This window comes from Streptomyces lavendulae subsp. lavendulae, assembly GCF_002803845.1.
In the GTDB taxonomy this organism is placed as follows: Bacteria; Actinomycetota; Actinomycetes; order Streptomycetales; family Streptomycetaceae; genus Streptomyces; species Streptomyces lavendulae.
In genome coordinates, this window is the sequence record NZ_CP024985.1 from 6,126,374 (window position 1) to 6,147,748 (window position 21,375).

The window sequence follows — 21,375 nt, forward strand, 5'->3', positions numbered from 1 at the left end:
CCTCCCGCTGTGATGGCATGTCCACGCTCAATCCCGCTCCTACGGACGGAGAAGCAGACATGCGCCTTCGCAGACTCACCTTCGGGGCCGCCGCCATCGCCCTGGCGGCCGTCGCCGCACCCGCCCCCGCCCAGGCCGACACCCCTGCGGTGCCGCCCGGACACGTCACCGTGGAGGTCGTCGGGGCCAACGGCTCCGGCTGCCCCGCCGGAACCGCCAGCGTCGCCGCCGCCCCCGACAACACCGCCTTCACCGTCACCTACAGCGACTACCTCGCCCAGACCGGAGCCGGCTCCGGCGGCACCGACTTCCGCAAGAACTGCCAGCTCGCCCTGCGGGTCCACGTACCCCAGGGCTACACGTACGCCATCGCCCGCGCCGACTACCGCGGCTTCGCCAGCCTCCAGCGCGGGGCCTTCGGCCAGGAGCGCGCAGGCTACTACTTCCAGGGCGCCTCGCAGACCGCCCGCACCACCCACCAGTTCAACGGCCCCTACGGGGACAACTGGCAGGCCAGCGACCAGACCGGCTACACCGACCTGGTCTGGGCCCCCTGCGGCGAGACCCGCAACCTCAACGTCAACACCGAACTGCGCGTGTACGCGGGCTCGTCCAGCCCCCAGGCCCTGAACTTCATGAGCATGGACTCCACGGACGGGAGCGTGAACACCGTCTACCACTTCGAGTGGAAGGAATGTCCCGCCGCCTGACAGCGCGCTGCGCGTAAGCAGAAGGAGTGACAACGATGTCGCATTCCCTGTCCCGCACCCTGTTCGTCGGCGGCGCGGCCGCCGCCCTGATCGCCACCGGTGCCCCGGCCCAGGCCCAGGCCTCCATCACCGTCCCGCCCGACAAGATCGTGATCGAACTCGCCACCGTCAACGGCTCCGGCTGCCGCGAGGGCACCGCCCAGGTCGCCGTCGCCCCCGACAACACGGCCTTCACCGTCACCTACAGCGAGTACACGGCCCAGATCGGGCCCGGCGCCCCGCCGACCGCCTTCCGCAAGAACTGTCAGCTCAACCTGCGCGTCCACGTGCCGAACGGCTTCACCTACGCCATCGTCCAGGCCGACTACCGCGGCTTCGGCTACCTCCAGCCCGGCGCGACCGGCGTGGAACGGGCCAACTACTACTTCCAGGGCATGCCGCAGACGGCCCAGCGCACCCACACGTTCAGCGGCCCGTTCAACGACAACTGGCAGTCCACCGACAAGACGGAGTACGCGGACCTCGTCTGGGCCCCGTGCGGAGAGAAGCGGAACTTCAACATCAACACCGAGCTCCGGGTCAACCCGGGCACCTCCAGCCCCAACGCCACCAGCTTCATGGCGATGGACTCCACCGACGCCAGCGTGAACACCCTGTACCACCTCGCCTGGGCGACCTGCCCGACGCCGAAGGCGTAGCCCCCGCGGCGGAGGGGACGGGACCGACGTGCGACGGGTCCCGCTCCCTCCGCCGTGCGGATTGCCCGATTCCGGGTACCGGTGCGCGGTCGCTTGGTTACGCTCGGCTACAGACCGACCGAACTTGGGGGTGACCGCCTCGTGGTCAACATCCGCGACCTCGACCCCAGCGCCTCGCCGCTGGACTACTACGGCTCCGAACTGAGGCGCCTGCGCGAGGAGGCGAAGCTGAAGCAGGAGGACCTGGGCGGCATCGTCTTCTGTACGGGGTCCCTGATCGGGCAGATCGAGACGGCGAGGAAGGTCCCGACCAGGGACTTTTCGGAGCGGATTGATGCTGCGCTGGGGACCGGTGGGATGTTCAGCCGGCTGGTGGGGCTGGTCCTGAGAAGTCAGTTGCCCTCGTGGTTCCAGGCGTACGCGGACATGGAAGCCAAGGCGGCGTATCTCTCCACGTACCAGGCCCAGGTGGTCTATGGGTTGCTGCAGACGGAGGCGTACGCACGTGCTGTGCTGGCTGCCGACCGCCCAGCCAACCTGGACGAACTGGTTGCGGCTCGGCTGGAGCGCCAGCGCATTCTGGCGCGGAGCAGCCCTCCGGCTCTCTGGGTCGTTCTGGACGAGGCTGTGTTGCTGCGGCAGGTGGGTGGCCCGGACGTCATGCGGGATCAGCTCCTGCATCTATTGAGCTTCCGCGACCGGCAGTGGGTGGAGGTCCAAGTACTCCCCTTCCTGGCCGGTGAACACAGCGCCACGCGGGGTTCGTTCAATCTCCTGCGCTTCGACAGCGATCCGGATCTTTTCTACGCCGAGAGCTACGACATCGGGCACATGACCGCCAACCCGCAAGTGATCAAGGAGCGTTCGGTCGGCTACGCTCGCTTGCAGGCCGACGCGCTCTCGGTTGAGGACTCGGCGGCACTGATTGCCCGCGTAGTGGAGGAGCGCTATGGATATCAACCAGGCCCTGACGGATGCGCAGTGGCGTAAGGCTTCGTATAGCGGCTCCGGCGGTGGTGACTGCGTCGAGTGCGCCCCCCTCGGCAGCGCCACCTGGGTCAAGGCCAGCCGCAGCGGAGGCACCGGCGGCGACTGCGTCGAAGTCTCCCCCCAGCCCTGCCTCGTCGCCGTGCGGGACTCAAAGAACCCCGGGGGTCCCGTCTTCACCGTCGGCCGGGACGCCTTCGCCGCCTTCGTCGGGGCCCTGTAGTACGTGGGGTGGGCGGGGGCGCCCCGCCCACCCCACGGTTGCTCAACTGCAGTGGCCGGGGCCCCGCGTGACGCTCTCGGTGCCGATCGTGCCGCCGAAGGCGATGCAGGTGTTGCGGCCGTCGATGTACACCGGGCCCGCGTACGAGGTGTAGGAGCCGTTGTCGACGTCGCCGCCCCCGGTGGCCAGGCGGGTCACCCACGCCTCCATCCACACGGCCGGGCCGGCGCTGTTGCGGACCGTCACCACGCAGTTCTTGCCGGTCGAGGCGTTCCACGTGAGGTGGACCGTGCCCACCGAGCCGATGTTGGCGGACTCGACGAGCACGTACCCCGTGCCGCACTTGCCGTTGTACCCGGCCGCGTGGGCCGTTCCCGTGGCGGCGAGGGTCGCGGCGGCGGTCAGTGCGAGCGCGCCCGCCGCCGAGGCGATCCGGCGCCGTCGGACCGCGCTCACCGTACGCCCGCGCTCAGGTTGCCGCAGTGGCCCCAGCCCGAGTTCGCGGACACCGAGCGGACCTGCCCGTTGAACTGTACGCAGGTGCCACGGGCGTCCAGGTAGACGGGTCCGGCGTGGTACTTGTAGTCGCCGACGTCGGAGACGACCGTGTTGTCGCTCGCGCGGGTCAGGCCGACGAACATCAGCTGGGCGGTTCCGCTGCCGCTCTTGGGGACGGTGTAGGCGCAGTTCCGGCCCGTCGCCGCGCTGTAGTAGAGGTAGGTGTAGCCGGTCGCGTAGTCCAGGGTGTCGACCTTGGTCCCCTCACAGACCGGGGCGGCCGCCTGGGCGGGGGCGGCGACGGCCGTACCGGCCAGGGCGAGTCCGGCGGCGGCCAGGGCCACCGCACCTCGCCGCATCACTGCGTGCCGTAACACGCCCATCCGAGAAACCATGTTCGTGCTCCTTGTCCGGGAGTCGATGGAATCGCGGTGATTTCCTCACGTCCGGGCGACGACCGCAAGGCGGGTTCGCCGCCCGCCGGGGGAAATGACCGAGACGGTGCGGCGGCGGGGCGGATTCCGGTGCGTACCCCGGCCCCGCCCCCCACCGCTTTCCCGCTCAGCGGGACAACGGCCTCCCGCCCCCGCCCGGCCCCCGCCTACCGTCTGCGGCACCACACACCACCGCAGCCGGGAGGCCCCCATGCTCGACGACCGGCTCCGGCGCGAGGCCGCCGCACTGCTGCGCGCGGCGGAGCGCGAGCGGGTCCCCGTAAGGCCGCTGACCGAGCTGTTCGCGGGGATCGACGCCGAGGACGCGTACGGGATCCAGCTGATCAACATCGAACGGTCCCTGGCCGACGGCGCCCGCGTCACCGGCCACAAGGTCGGACTGTCGTCCCCGGTCATGCAGGCCATGATGGGCGTCGACGAGCCCGACTACGGGCACCTCCTCGACACCATGGAGCTGTGCCCGGACACCCCCGTCCCGGCCGCCGCCTACTGCGCGCCCCGCATCGAGGTCGAGGTCGGCTTCGTGCTCGGCGCCGACCTGCCGGGGGAGGGCTGTACCGGGGCCGACGTGCTCGCCGCCACCGAACGCGTCGTCCCCGCCCTCGAACTGATCGACAGCCGGATCGCGGACTGGCGGATCACCATCGCGGACACCGTCGCCGACAACGCCTCCTCGGCCGGCTACGTCATCGGCGAGGGCCGCGACCCCCGCGAGCTCGACCTGAGGGCCGTCGAGGCCCGCCTCACCACCGGTTCCGAGGTCCTCGCCACCGGCCGCTCCGACGCCGTCCTGGGCGATCCCGTCCGGGCCGTCGCCTGGCTGGCCCGTACCGTCGCCCGCTTCGGCGTACCGCTGCGCAAGGGGCACCTGATCCTGCCCGGGTCCTGCACCCGCGCCGTGGACGTGACCGCCGGGCGGACCTACACCGCCGACTTCACCGGGCTCGGCCCGGTCTCCCTCTCCTTCTCCTGAGGTGAACCCGCACGTGAAGAAAGCAACCGCGGCCATCGTCGGCTCCGGCAACATCGGCACCGACCTGCTCCACAAGCTGCTGCGCTCCCCGCACATCGAACCCCGCTGGATGGTCGGCGTCGACCCGGACAGCGAGGGCCTCGCCCGGGCCCGCCGGGCCGGACTCGACGTCACCCACGAGGGCGTCGACCGGCTCCTGGAGCGGGCGGAACTCCCCGACCTGGTCTTCGAGGCCACCTCGGCGTACGTGCACCGGGCCAACGCCCCGCGCTACGCCGCACTCGGCATCAAGGCCGTCGACCTGACCCCCGCCGCCGTCGGCCCGGCCGTCGTCCCGCCCGCGAACCTGACGGCCCACCTCGACGCGGACAACGTCAACATGATCACCTGCGGCGGCCAGGCCACCATCCCCGTCGTCCACGCCGTCTCCCGCGTGGTCCCCGTGGCCTACGCGGAGATCGTCGCCTCGGTGGCCTCCGCGTCGGCCGGCCCCGGCACCCGCGCCAACATCGACGAGTTCACCCGTACCACCTCCCGGGGCATCGAGGAGATCGGCGGCGCCGCCCGCGGCAAGGCGATCATCATCCTCAACCCGGCCGAACCGCCCGTCATCATGCGCGACACCGTCTTCTGCGCCATCCCCGAGGACGCCGACCGCGAGGCCGTCAGCGCGTCCGTCAAGCAGGTCGCCGAGGACGTCGCCGCGTACGTGCCCGGCTACCGGCTGCGCGCCGAGCCGCAGTTCGACGACCCCTCGCCCGCGACCGGCGGACACGCGCGGGTGGCGGTCTTCCTGGAGGTGGAGGGCGCGGGCGACTACCTGCCGCCCTACGCCGGGAACCTCGACATCATGACCGCCGCCGCCACCAAGGTCGGCGAGGAGTTCGCGAAGGGCCTCCACCTGTGAAGACGTACTCCGACACCCTGGACATCCGGATCACCGACTCCTCCCTGCGCGACGGCTCGCACGCCAAGGGCCACCGCTTCACCGCCGAGGACGTACGGTCGGTCGTCGCCGCCCTCGACGCCGCGGGAGTCCCCGTCATCGAGGTCACCCACGGCGACGGACTCGGCGGCTCCTCCTTCAACTACGGCTTCTCCGCCACCCCGGAGCAGGAACTCATCAAGGCCGCCGCCGACACGGCCCGCCACGCGAAGATCGCCTTCCTGATGCTGCCGGGCCTGGGCGTCAAGGACGACATCCGCGCCGCCCACGGAAACGGCGGGACGATCTGCCGGATCGCCACGCACTGCACCGAGGCCGACATCTCCGTCCAGCACTTCGGCCTGGCCCGCGAGATGGGCCTGGAGACCGTCGGCTTCCTGATGATGGCCCACTCCACCAGCCCCGAGACCCTCGCCCGCCAGGCCCGGATCATGGCCGACGCCGGCTGCCAGTGCGTCTACGTCGTCGACTCCGCCGGGGCCATGGTGATGGACCAGGTCACCGACCGGGTCGCGGCCCTCGTCGCCGAGCTGGGCGACGACGCGCAGGTCGGCTTCCACGGCCACGAGAACCTCGGCCTCGGCGTCGGCAACTCGGTCGCCGCCGTACGCGCCGGAGCCCTCCAGATCGACGGCTCCACCCGACGGCTCGGCGCCGGAGCGGGCAACACGCCCGTCGAGGCGTTCGCCGCCGTCTGCCAGAAGATGGGCATCCGCACCGGCATCGACGTCCTCGCCGTCATCGACGCCGCCGAGGACGCGGTCCGGCCCGTCATGGACGAGGAGTGCCGCCTGGACCGCATGGCCCTGCTCATGGGCCACGCCGGCGTCTACTCCAGCTTCCTCAGGCACGCCTACCGCCAGGCCGATCGCTACGGGGTCTCCGGAGCCCGGATCCTGCTGCGCGCGGGCGAACGCCGGCTGGTCGGCGGCCAGGAGGACCAGCTCATCGACATCGCGCTCGAACTCGCCGCCGAACACCGCACCGCGTAGGCCCCGTACGCGCTTCCCCGCACCCCGCACCACCCCCAGAGAAGAGGAGGGCCACCCATGACCCCAACGACCTCGGCGCAGGACGGCCCCCGCGTCATCGAGGCGGCCGCCGTCCCGGCCCGCTTCGCCCGCGGCTGGCACTGCCTCGGGCTCGCCCGCGCCTTCAGGGACGGCAAGCCCCACGAGGTGGAGGCCTTCGGCACCCGGCTGGTCGTCTTCCATGGCGCCGACGACCCCGCCCTGCGCGTCCTGAACGCCTACTGCCCCCACATGGGCGGCAACCTCGCCCACGGCACCGTCAAGGGCGACACCGTCGCCTGCCCCTTCCACGACTGGCGCTGGTCCGGCGACGGCCGCTGCGCCTCCGTCCCCTACGCCCGCCGCGTCCCCCTGCGCGCCCGCACCCGCGCCTGGACCACCCTGGAACGCAACGGCCAGCTCTACGTCTGGCACGACCCCGAGGGCAACCCGCCGCCCCCCGGCGTCACCATCCCCGAGATCGAGGGCTCCGGCAGCGCCGAGTGGAGCGACTGGAGCTGGAACGCGCTGCGCGTGGAGAACTCCCACTGCCGCGAGATCGTCGACAACGTCGTGGACATGGCGCACTTCTACTACGTGCACTACGCCTTCCCGCGCTACTTCAAGAACGTCTTCGACGGACACGTCGCCACCCAGTACATGGAGTCCACCCCGCGCCCCGACGTGGACCTCGGCACCCTCTCCACCGGCGGCGGCCTGCGCTCCGACGCCTCCTACTTCGGCCCCTCGTACATGATCGACCGGCTGTGGAGCGATGTCGGCGGCGGCCTGGAGATGGAGTCCGTCCTGATCAACTGCCACTACCCCGTCGACGAGAACTCCTTCGTCCTCATGTACGGGGCGATCGTCAAGAAGCTCCCCGGCATGAGCGACGACCAGGCCGCCGACGCCGCCCGGCTGACCGCCGAGGGCCTCGCCGTCGGCTTCGAGCAGGACGTCGAGATCTGGAAGAACAAGACCCGCATCGACAACCCCCTCCTCACCGAGGAGGACGGCCCCGTCTACCAGCTCCGCCGCTGGTACGAACAGTTCTACGTGGACGCCGCCGACGTCCGCGAGGAGATGGTGCGCCGCTTCGAGTTCGAGATAGACACCACCCGCGCCACCGCCGCCTGGGAGGCCGAGGTCGCCGGGAACCTGGCCCGCCGGGCCGCCGGGGCCGGCGGATGACGCCCGTTGAGTGCGGGGAGTGCGGCAACCGGGTGCTGTGCGAGAAGTTCAGCCCCGCCCACACCCAGGTGCAGTGGACGGCCGAGGCCGCCGCCGTCTGCCCGCGGATCGCCGCCGCCACGGCCGGCGGACGGCCCAGCGCCCGCGTCCGCTCCTGCCCGGCGCTGCGTGCGGGCATCGAGGCGGCCGTCCGCGAGGGCCGCCTGGAGGTGCCCGCCGATGCCTGAACACCGGTCCGCCACGACGCCCCGCCCGGCGGCGCCCGGGGCGGCGGCCCCGGCTGCGGGCCGGGGCGGAGCCCCCGGCAGGCTGCTGGTCCGCGTCCGGGAACGGATCCAGGAGACCGCCGAGGCCGTCTCCCTCGTCCTGGACGCGGAACTTCCCTACGCCCCGGGGCAGTTCCTCACGGTCCGGATCCCCGGCGGCGGGGCCCGCTGCTACTCCCTGGCCAGCTCCCCGCACACCGGCGAGCCGATGCGCATCACCGTCAAGCGGGTCCCCGGCGGGCTCGGCTCCGGCTGGGTCTGCGACGCGGTGGCCCCGGGGGACGTCCTGGAGGTGCTGCCGCCCGCCGGGGCCTTCACGCCCGGCCCCGGCGGGCTCGACCGGGACCTGCTGCTGGTGGCGGGCGGCAGCGGGATCACCCCCGTGCTCTCCCTCGCGAAGTCGGCGCTGGCGGCCGGGCGGGGGCGGGTCGCGCTGTTGTACGCCAACCGCGACCCCGACTCGGTGATCTTCCGGGAGGAACTGCGGGAGCTGGCCGGAGAGCACCCCGGGCGGTTCACCGTCCTGCACTGGCTGGAGTCCCTCCAGGGACTGCCGACCGCCGCCGGACTCGGGGCCCCGCTCGCCCCGTACGCCGGGCGGGAGGCCTGGCTGTGCGGGCCCGGCCCGCTGATGGACGCCGCCGGGACGGCCCTGCGCGCGGCGGGGGCCGAGGCCGGCCGGATCCACCGCGAGCGCTACTTCTCGCTCGGCGCCGACGTCTTCGCGCAGCCGGCCGCCCCGGAGCCGCCGGCGGAGGCCGGGGTGGAGGCCGGGGCGGAGCCGGCGGCCGAGGCCGAGGTGGAGCTGGACGGGCGGACGTACCGGCTGCCCTGGCGGCGGGGGACCCCGCTGCTCGACGTGCTCCTCGCGGCGGGCGCCCCGGCCCCGTACTCCTGCCGCGAGGGCGCCTGCAGCGCCTGCTGCTGCCGGGTGCTGGAGGGCGGGGTCACGATGGCGCGCAACGAGGTCCTGGACGACGCCGACCTGGCCGACGGCTACGTCCTGGCTTGCCAGGCGCTGCCGCTCACCGACCGGGTGCGCATCGGCTACGCGTAGGCCCGCAAGTGAGCGAGGCTCCGGGTCCGGCCCCCTGGCGGGGAGGTCGGGTCCGGAGCCCCTCTCGTGCGCTGGGATATGACTACCCGCTACATCCACTCGCTGAACCGCAGCCAGCCCAACATGTTGTCCATCGCCCGCGCCGGCACCGCCGGTCCGGGGTCCCGCGGGGGCGCGGAGGGCCTGCGGGCGGCCCGTCCGGCCCCGTAGAGCTCCCGCCACACGGCCCGCGCGCAGGCCGCCACCGCGGGGGCCAGCCGGGCCAGTTCCCGTTCGCCGCCCCGGCAGGTGGACACCGAGACGGCGGCGATCGCCCGCCCCGAGCCGCGCAGCGGGGCCGCCGCGCAGGAGACCCCGCGGAAGCTCTCCTCCCGGTCGAAGGCGATCCCGCGCTCGCGGGTGGCGGCCAGCTCCGCGCGCAGGGCGTACGGCCGCACCAGGGTCCGGGCCGTGCGCGGGCGCAGGCCCTGCGCGAGGACGTGCTCGACGCCGTCCGGGCTGCCGAAGGCGAGGATCGCCTTCCCCGCGGCCGTGGAGTACGCGGGCATCCGGCCGCCGACCCGGGAGGGCACGGTGGTGGCCTCCGAGCCGCCGATCCGCTCCAGGCACACCACCTCCGCCCCGTCCAGCACCGACAGGTGCACCAGCTGTCCGGTCTGCTCGTGCAGGGCGTGCAGCAGCGGCAGGGCCGCCCGGCGCAGCCGGTTGTGGTGCGAGGCGAGCGCGCCCAGCTCCAGCATCCGCATGCCCATCCGGTAGTCCCGCCCCTCCCGGTCCAGCCAGCGCAACCGCACCAGCTGGTCCAGGATCCGGTGGGCGGAGGAGCGCGGGATCCCGGAGCGGCGCACCACCTCGGTCAGCGAGAGCCGCGGCTCCGGGCCCTCGAAGGCGCCCAGCACGTGCGCGGCCTTCTCCAGCAGCGACAGCGGTGCGGGCTCGGTGTCCATGACCTGGTCCGACACGGGAAAACCCCCTGCGTGAGGCGTTGGGGCGACCCTGCCACGCGGCTCCGGGCCCAGGGAAGGACCCGGACACATGTATTTCATTCAGTAATACTTCTGATCGTCCTGTGGAGTGTTCCGTGCGGGCTTCCGTGCGGGCTTCCCATTCAGTGGGAACGACGCGTTCCGCCCCCGCACCCCCCGGCGTACGTTCACCGCACCCCGAAGCCGTAGACCCGAGAAGGGACACCATGAGCGACGAAGACGTCCTCGACGCAGTCCGCGCCCTCGCCCCGGCCCTGCGCGCCCGCGCCGCCGAGGCGGAGGCCCAGCGCAAGGTCCCCGACGCCAGCGTCAAGGAACTGGCGGACACCGGCTTCTTCCGCCTCCTCCAGCCCCGCGCCCACGGCGGCCGCGCCGCGCACCCCGGCGTCTTCTACGCCGCCGTCAAGGAGATCGCCAAGGCCTGCGGCTCCACCGGCTGGGTCTCCTCCGTCGTCGGGGTCCACCCCTGGCACGTGGCCCTTTACGACCCCCGCGCCCAGAAGGAGGTCTGGGGCCCCGACCGGGACGCCCGCATCTGCTCCTCCTACGCCCCCACCGGCAAGGTCACCCCCGTCGCGGGCGGCTTCACCCTCAGCGGGCGCTGGCACTTCTCCTCCGGCTGCGACCACGCCGACTGGGCCCTGCTCGGAGGCCTGGTCACCGACGACGACGGCCGGCCCGTCGACATGCGGACCTTCCTGGTCCCCCGTACCCAGTACCGGATCGACGACGTCTGGGACACCGTCGGCCTGCGCGGCTCCGGCTCCAACGACATCACCGTCGAGGAGGTCTTCGTACCCGAGCACCGCGCCCTCGGCTTCGGCCCCGTCACCGCCCTGAGCGTGCCCGGCCACGAGGCCAACCCGGAGCCCGTCTACCGGCTCCCGTACGCGGCCGTCTTCACCACCACCATCTCCACCCCGATCGTCGGCATCGCCGAGGGCGCCTACGAGGACCACGTCGCCCAGACCCGCGAACGCTTCCGCGTCTCCTACGGCCAGCAGGTCGCCGAGGACCCCTTCGCCCAGGTCCGCATCGCCCGCGCCGCGAGCGACATCGACGCCTCCTGGATCCAGCTCCAGCGCAACATCGCCGACCTGTACGCCCTCGCCGAACGCGGCGAGACCCTGCCCACCGCCCTGCGCACCCGGGCCCGCCGCGACCAGGTCCTCGCCACCGAACGCTGCGTCCGCGCCGTCGACCTCCTCATGGAGAACGCCGGCGGCAGCGCCCTGCGCACCGGCCCCAACCCCGTCCAGCGGGCCTGGCGCGACATCCACACCGGCCGCGGCCACGCCGCCAACGACCCCGAACGCGCCCTCGTCCTCTTCGGCCAAGGCGCCCTCGGCCTCGACATCCAGGACACGATGCTGTGAGCCCCGCCCAGGAGAACCCCGCCCAGGAGAACCCCGCCCAGGAGAACCCCGCCCAGGAGAACCCCGCCCAGGAGAACCCCGCCCACGCGAACCTCACCTACGAGAGCACCTCCCGCACCGTCGAGGCCGCCGGGATCGCGCTGCACTTCCACGAGGCCGGGCCCGCCGACGGATCCGTCGTGATCATGCTGCACGGCGGCGGCCCCGGCGCCTCCGGCTGGTCCAACTTCGGCCGGAACCTGCCCCACTTCGCCGCCCGCTTCCGCACCCTCCTCGTCGACCAGCCCTGCTACGGCCGCTCCGACAAGCCCGAACCCGACCGCGACTACTTCAGCTTCAGCGCCCTCGCCGTCGTCGCCCTCATGGACGCACTCGGCATCGAACGCGCCCATTTCATCGGCAACTCGCTCGGCGGCGGCACCGCGACCCGGCTCGCCCTCGACCACCCCGGCCGGGTCGCGAAACTCCTCCTGATGGGCCCCGGCGGGATCTCCCTGAACCTCTTCTCCGCCGACCCCACCGAAGGCATCAAGCGGCTCTTCGAGTTCAGCACCGACCCGGAGCCCACCCGCGAGCGGATGCGCACCTTCCTCACCACCCTCGTCCACGACCCGGCGCTCGTCACCGACGCCCTCGTCGAGGAGCGCTACACCCAGGCCACCGACCCCGCGGCCCGGCTCGGCAACGCCCGCATGGCCGCCTCCTTCGCCCGTCGGCCCGAGGACACCATGCTCTGGCGCGAAGCCCACCGCATCACCTGCCCCGTCCTGCTCACCTGGGGCCGCGAGGACCGCGTCAACCCCGTGGACGGCGCCTTCCTCGCCCTCAAGGCCATCCCCGACGCCCGCCTCCACGTCTTCCCCCACTGCGGCCACTGGGCCCAGACCGAGGCCGCCGACGAGTTCAACCGCCTCGCCACCGACTTCTTCTCCCACTGAAGGGGCCCACCATGGACATTCGCGCACTCGGCTACCTGCGCATCGAGACCACCGACCTGCCCGCCTGGCGCACCTACGTCCTCGACCTCCTCGGCATGACCGAGGCCCCCGGCAGCACCCCCGGGAGCCTCCACGTCCGCATCGACGACCGCGTCCACCGCTTCCAGTTCGTCGCCGGAGAGCAGGACCGCCTCCTCGCCGCCGGGTTCGAGGTCGCCAACGCCCGCGCCCTGGAGGAGGCCGCCGCCGAACTGGAGGGCGCGGGCTTCCCCGTCAAGCAGGCCGACGCCGCCACCCTCGCCGACCGCCGCGTCCAGGGCCTGATCCACTGCGAGGACCCCAGCGGCAACCCCCTGGAGCTCTACTGGGGCCAGGCCCAGGACCACACCCCGCTCGCCTCCCCGTACGGCAACCGCTTCGTCACCGGCGAACTCGGCCTGGGCCACGTCGTCCTCCCCGCCCCCGAGACCGAGACCACCCTCGCCTTCTACGAGGACCTCCTCGGCTTCCAGCTGCGCGACTCCATGCGGCTGCCGCCCGTGGCCGTCCCCACCGGCGCGCCCGGCCGCGACTTCCACTGGATGCACTTCCTCAGCCCGGGCCGCCGCCACCACAGCCTCGGCCTCTACCCCGGCGCCCTGCCGCCCGGCATCGTCCACTTCATGGTCGAGCTGGAGAAGCTCGACGACGTCGGCTTCTGCCTGGACCGGATGAACCGCGCGGGCGTCCCCATCGCCTCCACCCTCGGCCGCCACTCCAACGACCACATGGTCTCCTTCTACGCCCAGGCCCCCGGCGGCTTCCAGGTCGAGTACGGCTGGGACGGCCTCCTCGTCGACCCCGCCACCTGGACCGCGAAGGAGATCACCGCCGACAGCTTCTGGGGCCACCAGTGGAACGGCTGACGGACGCCGCCCCCGCCACCGACCCCGCCCTGCTGCGCCGGGTCCTGGGCACCTTCGCCTCCGGCATCACCGTCGTCGCGGCCCTCGGGGACGACGGCCGCCCGGCCGGGCTGGCCTGCCAGTCCTTCGCCTCCCTCTCCCTGGACCCGCCGCTGGTGCTGCTCTGCGTCGGCAAGGGCTCCTCCAGCTGGCCCGCCGTCCGGGCGGCCGGCCGGTTCGGGGTGAGCATCCTCGCCGAGGAGCAGCGCGCCGTCTGCGAGGCCCTCGGGCGCCGGGGCGGCGACAAGTTCGCCGGAGTGGCCTGGGAGGAGTCCGCGCACGGAGCCGTCCGCGTCACCGGCGCCCTGGCCACCGTCGACTGCGCCCTCGACACCGTGCACGAGGCCGGCGACCACTACCTGGTCACCGCCCGGATCCTCGAACTCACCGCCCGCGAGGGCGGATCGCCCCTGCTGTACTTCCGCAGCGACTACGCCACCGGAGCCTTCGGATGACCGAGCCGACCGACCCGTTCGAGTACGAGTACGACGTGGTGGTGGTCGGCTCCGGCGCGGCCGGACTGGCCGCCGCGATCACCGCCCGGCTGCGCGGCCTGACCGTCCTCGTGGTCGAGAAGACCGACAGGTACGGCGGCTCCACCGCCCTGTCCGGCGGAGCCGTCTGGGTCCCCGGCAACTTCCACCTCGACCGGGCCGGCACCGCCGACACCCGCGAGAAGGCGCGCGCCTACCTCGACGCCACCGTCGGCGACCGGGTCCCGCGCTCCCGCACGGACGCCTACCTCACCCACGGGCCGCGCATGCTGCGGGAGTTCCACGACCGGACCGAGGTCCGCTTCATGTACACCCCGGGCTACCCGGACTACTTCCCCGAGGCGCAGGGCGGCATGGCGCAGGGGCGTTCCGTGGAGCCGTGCATCGTCGACTTCCGGCGGCTGGGCGAGCTGGGCCGCGACATGCGCCGGGCGGGCCTGCCCACGTACGGGCTGACCATGACCTCGTACGACTTCCGCTTCCTGAACATGGCCGGCCGCACCTGGGCGGGCCGCCGCACCTCCGTGAAGGTCGGCCTGCGGGCCCTGGGGGCGCTGGCCACCGGGCGCAGGCTGCTCTCCCTCGGCGAGGCCCTCGTCGCCCGGCTGCGGCTCTCCCTGGACCGGCTCGGCGGGGACCTGTGGCTGTCGGCGCCGCTGACCGGCCTGGTCACGGACGCCTCCGGCCGGGTGGGCGGCGTACGCGTGACCCGGGCGGGCCGCGAGGTCGCGGTGGCGGCCCGGGGCGGTGTGGTGCTGGCCTCGGGCGGCTTCTCGCACGACCGGGAACTGCGCGAGAAGCACCTGCCCGCGCCGACCTCCACCGCCTGGACCCACGCCTCCGAGGGGCAGACCGGCGACGCGCTGCGCCTGGCCGGGGAACTGGGAGCCGCCACCGACCTGATGGACCGGGTGTGGGGCGCGCCCTCGCTGTGCCCGCCGGGCGGCAGGCCCTTCTTCCTCGTCGCCGACCGGGGCATTCCCGGCATGCTCATCGTGAACGGGGCGGGGGAGCGCTACGCCAACGAGGCGCTGCCGTACCACGCGTTCGTCGACCGCATGTACGCCGCCGACCGGCCCGGGGCGCGGACCGTGCCGTCCTGGCTGGTCCTCGACGCCCGCTCCAAGGCCCGCTACCTCTTCGCGGGCCTGCTGCCCGGGCAGCCCTTCCCGAAGGCCTGGCGCGAGAGCGGCTTCCTGAAGCAGGCCGCGACCGTGGAGGAGCTGGCCCGGGAGATCTCCGCGCCGGGCCTGCCCGCCGCGGTCCGCCGCTTCAACGGCTTCGCCGAGCGGGGCACGGACGAGGACTTCGGCCGGGGGGACAGCGTCTACGACCGCTACTACGGCGACCCGACGCTCCCCAACCCCAACCTGGCGCCGCTCGACAAGGGCCCCTTCCACGCGGTCCCCGTGCACCCCGGCGACATCGGCACCAAGGGCGGCCTGGTCACCGACGGGGACGGCCGGGTGCTGCGCGAGGACTCCACCCCGATCGAGGGCCTGTACGCCTCCGGCAACTGCGCGGCGGCGGCGATGGGGGAGACCTACCCCGGCCCGGGCGCCACCATCGGCCCCGCGATGGCCTTCTCCTGGGCGGCGGTCAACGCCATCGCCGCGGACCGCGGTTGACGGAGGTGGGTGTTCCGTTGCCGTGCCGCGGGCACAACCCGTGACCTGACGCGAGGGAAGGGGCGGTGCGGGATGGCGAAGACGCAGTGGTGGGCCGTGTGCGGCACGGCGCTGTGGGCCGGGGTGTGGGGGGCGCTGGCCTGGATCACGCTGGACCCGGGCCTCCAGGGCACCGAGGACCTCCTCGGCGGGTGGATGTTCCCCATCGCCGTCGCGCCCGTCCTGCTCCTCGGCCTGGGCGAGACGCTCTCCGAGCGCGGCGGGTCCGGCGACGGCGGCGCCGCCTTCGCCTCCGGCACCGACTGCGACCGGGCCGGCCCGGGGGCCGGCTGCGGCGGCGCGTGCGGGGGCTGCGGAGGGTGCGGGGGCTGAGGCGGCGGCCCGGGTCAGGACAGCTTGCCGCCGTAGTCGGGCAGCTTGACGGTGCGTTCGGCGTGGCCGCCGACGAGGTCGCTCTCGTTGTTGCCGATGTTGGCGATGATCGTGTAGCCGCGGGCCTCGATCTCGGCGCGCTTGGCCGTCTTGTACGCGCTGACCTGCTCGAACAGGGCCGGCAGGTCCCGTACGTACAGCCCGTCGACCGGGTAGCCGACCGCCTTCAGGTTGCGCTCGGTCAGGGAGTACACGATGCCGGGGCGGGCGGTGACGAAGAAGATCGCCACACCGCGGTCGCTCGCGTACCGGGTGAGCGCGCGGACCTTCTCGATCGCGGGGGTCGGGAACGTCCAGAACCAGTGGAAGTCCGTCTCCAGCGAGGAGTTGTCGATGTCGAGGACGATGGCCGGCTTCTCCCCGGCGGGGGAGGCGGCGATCCGCTGCTCGATGGCCGGGCGGGCGGCGTCGACGACGGCGGCCACGTCGCGCTGCCAGGTCGCGTAGTCGATGCCCAGGATGGCCGCGTTGCCGCCGGGGGCGGACGCGGCGGGCGCGGCGGCCGGGGCGGCGGCCGGGGCGGCCTCGGCGGCGGTGGCCGGCAGCAGGGTCAGGGCGGTGGCGGCGACGACGGCCGCGGCGGCGGCGCGGGCGCGGTGGGCTGCGAGCATGTGGGGGCGCTCCTCGGTCATGCGTTGACATGTACGCGATCAGATTCGGCCAGCGCCGCACCCATGTCTACTGGTCGGTAGGAAACTTTTCGTGGCCACCCGGTGAAACCTCCCCACCGGGACCCGCCCCGGGGCTCCGGTCCGGCCCCGGTCCGGTCGCGCCTACGGGGCGCACTCCAGCACCGTGAGGCACAATCCGCAGCGCGCCCGCAGCGGCCCGCCGCCCGTCGGTACCCGCAGCCACTGCCCGCACACCGGGCACGGGAAGCTCACCCGCATCCGCCCGTCCTCGCCCCGCCCGAACCGGTACGCCGCCCCGCGCGCCGGGGCCGCCCCCGCCCGGCGGGCGCGGGCGTAGCGCAGCCGTTCCGCCCGGCCCGCGCCGGCCAGGGGGGCCCGGCGCCACTCCCGGTCGGCGAGCGCGCGCCCGCGTACGTAGGCCTCGTAGGCCCGGGGACTGGTGAACCAGGGGGAGGGGTCCTCCCCGAAGAGGCGGGCGCGGCGGGCCAGGACGTAGCCGAACTCCTCCGGGGTGAGGTAGCCGAGCTTCTGGTGGGTCAGGGCGTCCTCGCGGTACGCGTCCAGCAGCAGCCAGCCGACACCGAGGAAGGCGGCGGCCGTGTCGGTGAGGACCTCGTCGTCGGCGGTGACGGGGAAGCGCAGGCGGAGGCGGTGCAGCAGCACGTGCGCGGCCTCGTGGGCCAGGGCGGCCGCCAGGTCGCGGCGGTGGACGCGGAACCGGTCGCTGACCTCCACGAAGTACTCGGGGCCCGCCGCGAGCTCCACGGTGGCCGCGTCCCGCATCGGCCGGAAGGCGACCACCATCCGCGCGTCGGGCAGCCGCAGCGCCCCCACCACGGCGGACGCCACCCGGTGCGCCCCCAGGTGCAGGTCCTCGTCGGGGCCGAAGGCCGCCCCGGCGGGATCCAGGCTCGTCGCGTAGGCCCGGACCCCCTCGGCGGTCAGCGCGCGGAAGAGCGCGCCGATCGCCGCGCGGACGGTCTCCACGTGCGGAAATCCGTGCTCTACCGGGCCGGTCCGGCGGCCGTCGTCCGTCATGCGGGCCCCCGGGCCGGAAGTTGTCCGAAAAGGCCTTCTTGAAGCCCGCGGGACCGCAGGAGTGTCATGGACGTGTCATGAACCCGATGGCGCGCACAGCCCAACCCCCCACGAAAGGCAGTGTGTTGACCGTGGCCACTCTCGCAAGAGTCCTCAAGCGCACCCTCGCCGCCAGTGCCGTGGCCCTCGCGGCCGTCAGCCTCCAGCCCACCGGCGCCAGCGCCGCCCCCGCCCCCGTCGTCGGCGGAACCCGCGCCGCCCAGGGCGAGTTCCCCTTCATGGTCCGCCTCTCCATGGGCTGCGGCGGCGCCCTCTACACCCAGCAGATCGTGCTGACCGCCGCCCACTGCGTCGACGGCTCCGGCAACAACACCTCCATCACCGCCACCGGCGGTGTCGTCGACCTCAACAGCTCCAGCGCCGTCAAGGTCAAGTCCACCAAGGTCCTCCAGGCCCCCGGCTACAACGGCAAGGGCCGCGACTGGGCCCTGATCAAGCTCGCCAAGCCCATCAACCAGCCCACCCTCAAGATCGCCGAGACCAAGGCCTACGACAACGGCACCTTCACCGTCGCCGGCTGGGGCGCCGCCCGCGAAGGCGGCGGCCAGCAGCGCTACCTGCTCAAGGCCCAGGTCCCCTTCGTCTCGGACGCCTCCTGCCAGAGCTCCTACGGCTCCGAGCTCACCCCCGGCGAGGAGATCTGCGCCGGCTTCGCCCAGGGCGGCGTCGACACCTGCCAGGGCGACTCCGGCGGCCCGATGTTCCGCCGCGACGACACGAACGCCTGGATCCAGGTCGGCATCGTCAGCTGGGGCGAGGGCTGCGCCCGCGCCGGCTACCCCGGCGTCTACACCGAGGTCTCCACCTTCGCCGCCGACATCAAGGCCGCCGCGGCCGGCCTGTAGCCCCGCTGCCCGCCCGCGCGCCCGCGCCGCCTCGTCCTTCCGGCCACCCCCTGAGGGGCCGGAAGGACGAAGCGCGCTGGCCCGAACGTGCGTAATGTCGCCGGAGCCGTCGCGAGCCCGGCGCACCGCCGCCCCCGCCCCGTGACACGGTGGCGGGCCGACGCCCGCCCCGGTCCGATGGGAAGGACCCACCGGCGACAGCGGGCGACAGCGGGGAAGGCGGCGCATGGCGATCAGCGTGGTCATCGCGGACGACCAGGAGATGGTCAGGACCGGCTTCCGGATGATCCTCGAAAGCCAGCCCGACATCGAGGTCCTCGCCGACGTCGTCGACGGGGAGGCGGCCCTCGCCGCCGTCGCCGAGCACCGGCCCGACGTCCTCCTCCTCGACATCCGCATGCCCCGGCTCGACGGACTCGAAGTCACCCGCCGCCTCTCCGGCCGCGACGGCCCGCGCATCGTCATCGTCACCACCTTCGACCTCGACGAGTACGTCCACGCCGCGCTCCACGGCGGCGCGTCCGGCTTCCTCCTGAAGGACGCGAGCCCGGCCATGCTGGTTGAAGCCGTCCGCGCGGCCGCCGTCGGCGACGCCCTGGTTTCCCCGGCGATCACCGTGCGGCTGCTGCGCGAGATGGCCCCGCGCACCGCCGCCGCCCGGGCCGCCCGCCGCCCCGCCGAACCCCTCACCGAACGCGAGCGCGAGGTCGTACGCTGCCTCGCGCGCGGGCTGACCAACGCCGAGATCGCCGCCGAGCTGTACGTGTCCCTGTCCACCGTCAAGACCCACCTCGCCAACGTCCAGGCCAAGCTCGACGCCCGCAACCGCGTCGAGATCGCCGCCTGGGCCTGGGAAAGCGGCCTGGCCTCCGGTCCCCCATGACCCCACCCCACCCCGCGCCCCCACCCCGGTCACCCCGCCCCCACCCGAGCCGGCACCGCCCGCCCGGCCCCCTCCCGAGCCGGCACCGCCCGCCCGGCCCCCGCCCGGGCCCGCGGCGCTCGCCCGGCGCCCCGCCCCCGGCCCGACCCCCGGTGCCGGCTCCCGCCGCAGGCGGTACCTGCGCGTGCGCGCACCCGGCGCGCCGCCCCTCCCCGGCCCGCGCCGCCCTCCCGGCTACCGCCCGGGCCCGCGCCGGGCGCCCGGTACCCGGCCCCCGGCCTGCCCGCCGGCGCCCGCTCCCGCCGCAGGCGGTATCGGCGCGCACCCGGCGGTCCGTGCCCTCCCCGGTCCGGGTCGGGTGACCGGTACCCGGCCCCCGGCCTGCCCGTCGGCGCCCGCTCCCGCCGCAGGCGGTATCGGCGCGCACCCGGCGGTCCGTGCCCTTCCCGGTCCGGGTCGGGTGACCGGTCCCCGCCCGGGCCCGCGGCCGGCGACCCGTACCGGACCGCGGCGCCCGGACGGAGCGGTCCGGTGAGTCCGCTCGCGGCGTGGTCGCGGCGGCATCCGCGGGCCGCCGATCGGATCCGGGTCCTGTTGCCGCTGCTCCTGCTCGCCCTCGTCACCTTCGAGGGCGTCGTCCTCGCCCGGCAGCCCAGCTTCCCGCACGCCGCCGTCTGGACCTCCGGCGTCCTCGTCTGCCTCAGCGCCGCCCCCTGGCCCGGCGTCCCCCTCCTCGCCCGCGCCTGGTTCGCCGCCGCCACCACCTGGACCGTCACCTTCCTCCTGATCTTCGGCAACCCGCCCACCGTGGTCTGGGGCGCCGGCGAGGCCGTCGCCCTGCTCGTCCTGCTGTCCCAGGTCCTGCTCCGCGCCCCCGCCCGCACCGCCGCCGTCCTCGGCCCCCTCCTCGGCCTCGGCTGCATGGCCGTACCCGTCCGCGATACCGACCCCGGCCGCTTCACCCTGCTCTTCTCCGTCCTGGCCGTCGTCGTCGGCGCCTACTCCCTGCTCCTGCGCCTCCAGTCCGTCCAGCGCGTGCGCGAGCTGCGCGCCGTACGCACCGCCGAACGCCTGGAGCTCGCCCGCGAGCTCCACGACCTCGTCGCCCACCACGTCACCGGCATCGTCGTCGAGGCCCGCGCCGCCCGCTTCACCCAGGTCACCGCCGAACGCGCCGCCGAGATCTTCGGCCGCATCGAAACCGCCGGCGACGAGGCACTCGGCTCCATGCGCCGCCTCGTCACGATCCTGCGCCAGGAAGGCGACGCCGTCCCCGCCGGCACCACCCCCGTCGCCGGCCTCGCCGACCTGCGCCGGCTCGCCGAACGGTTCTCCGCGACCGGCCCGCCCGTCGTCCTCTCCATCGAGGAAGGCCTCGACGGCCGCCTCCCCGACCACGTCGCCGCCACCGCCCACCGCATCGTCCTCGAAGCCCTCACCAACGTCTCCAAGCACGCCGCCACCGCCACCGCCGTCCGCATCGGCCTGCGCACCGTGCCCACCGGCCTCGAAGTACGCGTCGCCGACGACGGGGGCCGCCCCGCCCGGCTCTCCGACAAGGCCCGCGGCGGCGGCTACGGCCTCGCCGGGATGACCGAACGCGCCGAAGCCCTCGGCGGCTCCCTCACCGCCGGACCCGCCCCCGAGGGCGGCTGGCTCGTCACCGCCGTCCTGCCCCTGTGAGTCCCCCGTCTCACGGACCGACTGGACGGCGTACCGGCCGCCCCCGCCACGTATTCTCGGGAACCATGAACAACAGCGACATCGACGAGGTCGACGAGAACGTCACCGCCGAACTGTCCCGCCTGCGCGACAGCATCGACAACATCGACGCGGCCGTGGTCCACATGCTCGCCGAGCGCTTCAAGTGCACCCAGCAGGTCGGCCACCTCAAGGCCAAGCACCAGCTGCCCCCGGCCGACCCGGGCCGCGAGGCCAGCCAGATCGCCCGCCTGCGCCAGCTCGCCGAGAACGCCAAGCTCGACCCGGCCTTCGCCGAGAAGCTCCTCAACTTCATCATCGCCGAGGTCATCCGCCACCACGAGACGATCGCCGCCGGCGAGGACCAGTAGGACGAAGACCAGTAAGACGAGGACCAGCAGGAC

Annotated in this window: 25 protein-coding genes; 20 read left to right on the forward strand and 5 right to left on the reverse strand. The window is 73.7% G+C overall.

The genetic code is table 11. The features are described from left to right. Positions 1–59: 59 nt before the first annotated feature. The 4 genes from SLAV_RS27325 to SLAV_RS27340 all read left to right on the forward strand — a co-directional run bounded on the left by SLAV_RS27325 (position 60) and on the right by SLAV_RS27340 (position 2,618). Positions 60–710, forward strand: coding sequence for a DUF4360 domain-containing protein (locus tag SLAV_RS27325; protein WP_030228296.1), 651 nt, complete (start codon positions 60–62; stop codon positions 708–710). A gap of 35 nt (positions 711–745) precedes the next feature. Further along, the gene (locus SLAV_RS27330; RefSeq protein ID WP_391230277.1) at positions 746–1,408 is read left to right on the forward strand and encodes a DUF4360 domain-containing protein; all 663 of its coding nucleotides are present in this window, start codon (positions 746–748) and stop codon (positions 1,406–1,408) included. A 141-nt stretch (positions 1,409–1,549) separates the two neighbouring features. Next, positions 1,550–2,398 carry a helix-turn-helix domain-containing protein gene (locus SLAV_RS27335; protein WP_030228300.1) on the forward strand — a complete coding sequence of 283 codons (849 nt, stop codon included), beginning with the start codon at positions 1,550–1,552 and terminating at the stop codon, positions 2,396–2,398. Continuing rightward, complete coding sequence (locus tag SLAV_RS27340; RefSeq protein WP_030228303.1) at positions 2,358–2,618, forward strand: DUF397 domain-containing protein; 261 nt, start codon at positions 2,358–2,360, stop codon at positions 2,616–2,618. Before SLAV_RS27335 ends, SLAV_RS27340 begins: the two co-directional genes overlap by 41 nt. Positions 2,619–2,660: 42 nt before the next feature. On the opposite strand, the gene SLAV_RS27345 is transcribed toward SLAV_RS27340, so the two are convergent. Both SLAV_RS27345 and SLAV_RS27350 read right to left on the reverse strand, forming a co-directional pair. Then, positions 2,661–3,074, reverse strand: a complete 414-nt coding sequence (locus SLAV_RS27345; RefSeq protein ID WP_100660976.1) for a spore-associated protein A — start codon at positions 3,072–3,074, stop codon at positions 2,661–2,663. Beyond that, positions 3,071–3,511: a hypothetical protein gene (locus SLAV_RS27350; RefSeq protein WP_158740605.1), complete on the reverse strand. Its 441-nt coding sequence runs from the start codon at positions 3,509–3,511 to the stop codon at positions 3,071–3,073. The genes SLAV_RS27345 and SLAV_RS27350 overlap by 4 nt, the downstream gene beginning before the upstream one ends. Positions 3,512–3,761: 250 nt before the next feature. Here SLAV_RS27350 and SLAV_RS27355 point away from each other — a divergent pair, with 250 nt between their 5' ends. From SLAV_RS27355 to SLAV_RS27380, 6 genes are read left to right on the forward strand one after another with little or no spacing between them, the layout of a single operon-like run. Further along, positions 3,762–4,544 (forward strand): 2-keto-4-pentenoate hydratase, encoded by a 783-nt coding sequence (locus SLAV_RS27355; protein ID WP_030228317.1) that lies wholly within the window; start codon positions 3,762–3,764, stop codon positions 4,542–4,544. Between the two features lie 13 nt (positions 4,545–4,557). After that, positions 4,558–5,451, forward strand: coding sequence for an acetaldehyde dehydrogenase (acetylating) (locus SLAV_RS27360; protein WP_030228320.1), 894 nt, complete (start codon positions 4,558–4,560; stop codon positions 5,449–5,451). Further along, positions 5,448–6,482, forward strand: coding sequence for a 4-hydroxy-2-oxovalerate aldolase (gene dmpG / locus SLAV_RS27365; RefSeq protein WP_030228323.1), 1,035 nt, complete (start codon positions 5,448–5,450; stop codon positions 6,480–6,482). Before SLAV_RS27360 ends, dmpG begins: the two co-directional genes overlap by 4 nt. Before the next feature lie 57 nt (positions 6,483–6,539). Next, positions 6,540–7,691, forward strand: a complete 1,152-nt coding sequence (locus SLAV_RS27370; protein WP_030228325.1) for a 3-ketosteroid-9-alpha-monooxygenase, oxygenase component — start codon at positions 6,540–6,542, stop codon at positions 7,689–7,691. Then, complete coding sequence (locus tag SLAV_RS27375) at positions 7,688–7,918, forward strand: hypothetical protein (protein ID WP_030228328.1); 231 nt, start codon at positions 7,688–7,690, stop codon at positions 7,916–7,918. The genes SLAV_RS27370 and SLAV_RS27375 overlap by 4 nt, the downstream gene beginning before the upstream one ends. Next, complete coding sequence (locus tag SLAV_RS27380) at positions 7,911–9,014, forward strand: ferredoxin--NADP reductase (RefSeq protein ID WP_078950226.1); 1,104 nt, start codon at positions 7,911–7,913, stop codon at positions 9,012–9,014. Before SLAV_RS27375 ends, SLAV_RS27380 begins: the two co-directional genes overlap by 8 nt. Positions 9,015–9,103: 89 nt before the next feature. On the opposite strand, the gene SLAV_RS27385 is transcribed toward SLAV_RS27380, so the two are convergent. Next, positions 9,104–9,976 carry an IclR family transcriptional regulator gene (locus SLAV_RS27385; protein ID WP_030228333.1) on the reverse strand — a complete coding sequence of 291 codons (873 nt, stop codon included), beginning with the start codon at positions 9,974–9,976 and terminating at the stop codon, positions 9,104–9,106. A 230-nt stretch (positions 9,977–10,206) separates the two neighbouring features. On the opposite strand from SLAV_RS27385, the gene hsaA reads away from it, so the two are divergent. The 6 genes from hsaA (at position 10,207) to SLAV_RS27415 (ending at position 15,752) form a co-directional block, all read left to right on the forward strand. After that, the gene (gene hsaA, locus SLAV_RS27390) at positions 10,207–11,376 is read left to right on the forward strand and encodes a 3-hydroxy-9,10-secoandrosta-1,3,5(10)-triene-9,17-dione monooxygenase oxygenase subunit (RefSeq protein WP_030228335.1); all 1,170 of its coding nucleotides are present in this window, start codon (positions 10,207–10,209) and stop codon (positions 11,374–11,376) included. Then, positions 11,373–12,314 carry a 4,5:9,10-diseco-3-hydroxy-5,9,17-trioxoandrosta-1(10),2-diene-4-oate hydrolase gene (gene hsaD / locus SLAV_RS27395; RefSeq protein ID WP_100660977.1) on the forward strand — a complete coding sequence of 314 codons (942 nt, stop codon included), beginning with the start codon at positions 11,373–11,375 and terminating at the stop codon, positions 12,312–12,314. The genes hsaA and hsaD overlap by 4 nt, the downstream gene beginning before the upstream one ends. 11 nt (positions 12,315–12,325) lie before the next feature. Next, a complete protein-coding gene (locus SLAV_RS27400; RefSeq protein WP_030228339.1) occupies positions 12,326–13,219 on the forward strand; it encodes a VOC family protein in 894 nt (297 codons plus the stop codon). Further along, positions 13,207–13,713 (forward strand): flavin reductase family protein, encoded by a 507-nt coding sequence (locus SLAV_RS27405; RefSeq protein WP_234333513.1) that lies wholly within the window; start codon positions 13,207–13,209, stop codon positions 13,711–13,713. Before SLAV_RS27400 ends, SLAV_RS27405 begins: the two co-directional genes overlap by 13 nt. Beyond that, the gene (locus SLAV_RS27410; protein ID WP_030228342.1) at positions 13,710–15,380 is read left to right on the forward strand and encodes an FAD-dependent oxidoreductase; all 1,671 of its coding nucleotides are present in this window, start codon (positions 13,710–13,712) and stop codon (positions 15,378–15,380) included. Before SLAV_RS27405 ends, SLAV_RS27410 begins: the two co-directional genes overlap by 4 nt. A gap of 72 nt (positions 15,381–15,452) precedes the next feature. Then, positions 15,453–15,752, forward strand: coding sequence for a hypothetical protein (locus tag SLAV_RS27415; RefSeq protein WP_030228344.1), 300 nt, complete (start codon positions 15,453–15,455; stop codon positions 15,750–15,752). Between the two features lie 14 nt (positions 15,753–15,766). Here the strand turns inward: SLAV_RS27415 and SLAV_RS27420 are convergent, their stop codons facing one another. Further along, positions 15,767–16,423 (reverse strand): HAD family acid phosphatase, encoded by a 657-nt coding sequence (locus SLAV_RS27420; RefSeq protein ID WP_030228347.1) that lies wholly within the window; start codon positions 16,421–16,423, stop codon positions 15,767–15,769. 162 nt (positions 16,424–16,585) lie between these two features. Continuing rightward, positions 16,586–17,482, reverse strand: coding sequence for a hypothetical protein (locus SLAV_RS27425; RefSeq protein WP_030228349.1), 897 nt, complete (start codon positions 17,480–17,482; stop codon positions 16,586–16,588). An 86-nt stretch (positions 17,483–17,568) separates the two neighbouring features. Here SLAV_RS27425 and SLAV_RS27430 point away from each other — a divergent pair, with 86 nt between their 5' ends. From SLAV_RS27430 to SLAV_RS27445, 4 genes are all read left to right on the forward strand, one after another. After that, positions 17,569–18,387: a serine protease gene (locus SLAV_RS27430; RefSeq protein WP_051840616.1), complete on the forward strand. Its 819-nt coding sequence runs from the start codon at positions 17,569–17,571 to the stop codon at positions 18,385–18,387. A 226-nt stretch (positions 18,388–18,613) separates the two neighbouring features. Next, positions 18,614–19,270 carry a response regulator gene (locus SLAV_RS27435; RefSeq protein WP_030228354.1) on the forward strand — a complete coding sequence of 219 codons (657 nt, stop codon included), beginning with the start codon at positions 18,614–18,616 and terminating at the stop codon, positions 19,268–19,270. A 531-nt stretch (positions 19,271–19,801) separates the two neighbouring features. After that, positions 19,802–20,953 (forward strand): sensor histidine kinase, encoded by a 1,152-nt coding sequence (locus SLAV_RS27440; RefSeq protein WP_030242163.1) that lies wholly within the window; start codon positions 19,802–19,804, stop codon positions 20,951–20,953. 65 nt (positions 20,954–21,018) lie between these two features. Further along, positions 21,019–21,342 carry a chorismate mutase gene (locus SLAV_RS27445; RefSeq protein ID WP_030242160.1) on the forward strand — a complete coding sequence of 108 codons (324 nt, stop codon included), beginning with the start codon at positions 21,019–21,021 and terminating at the stop codon, positions 21,340–21,342. Positions 21,343–21,375 lie beyond the last annotated feature (33 nt).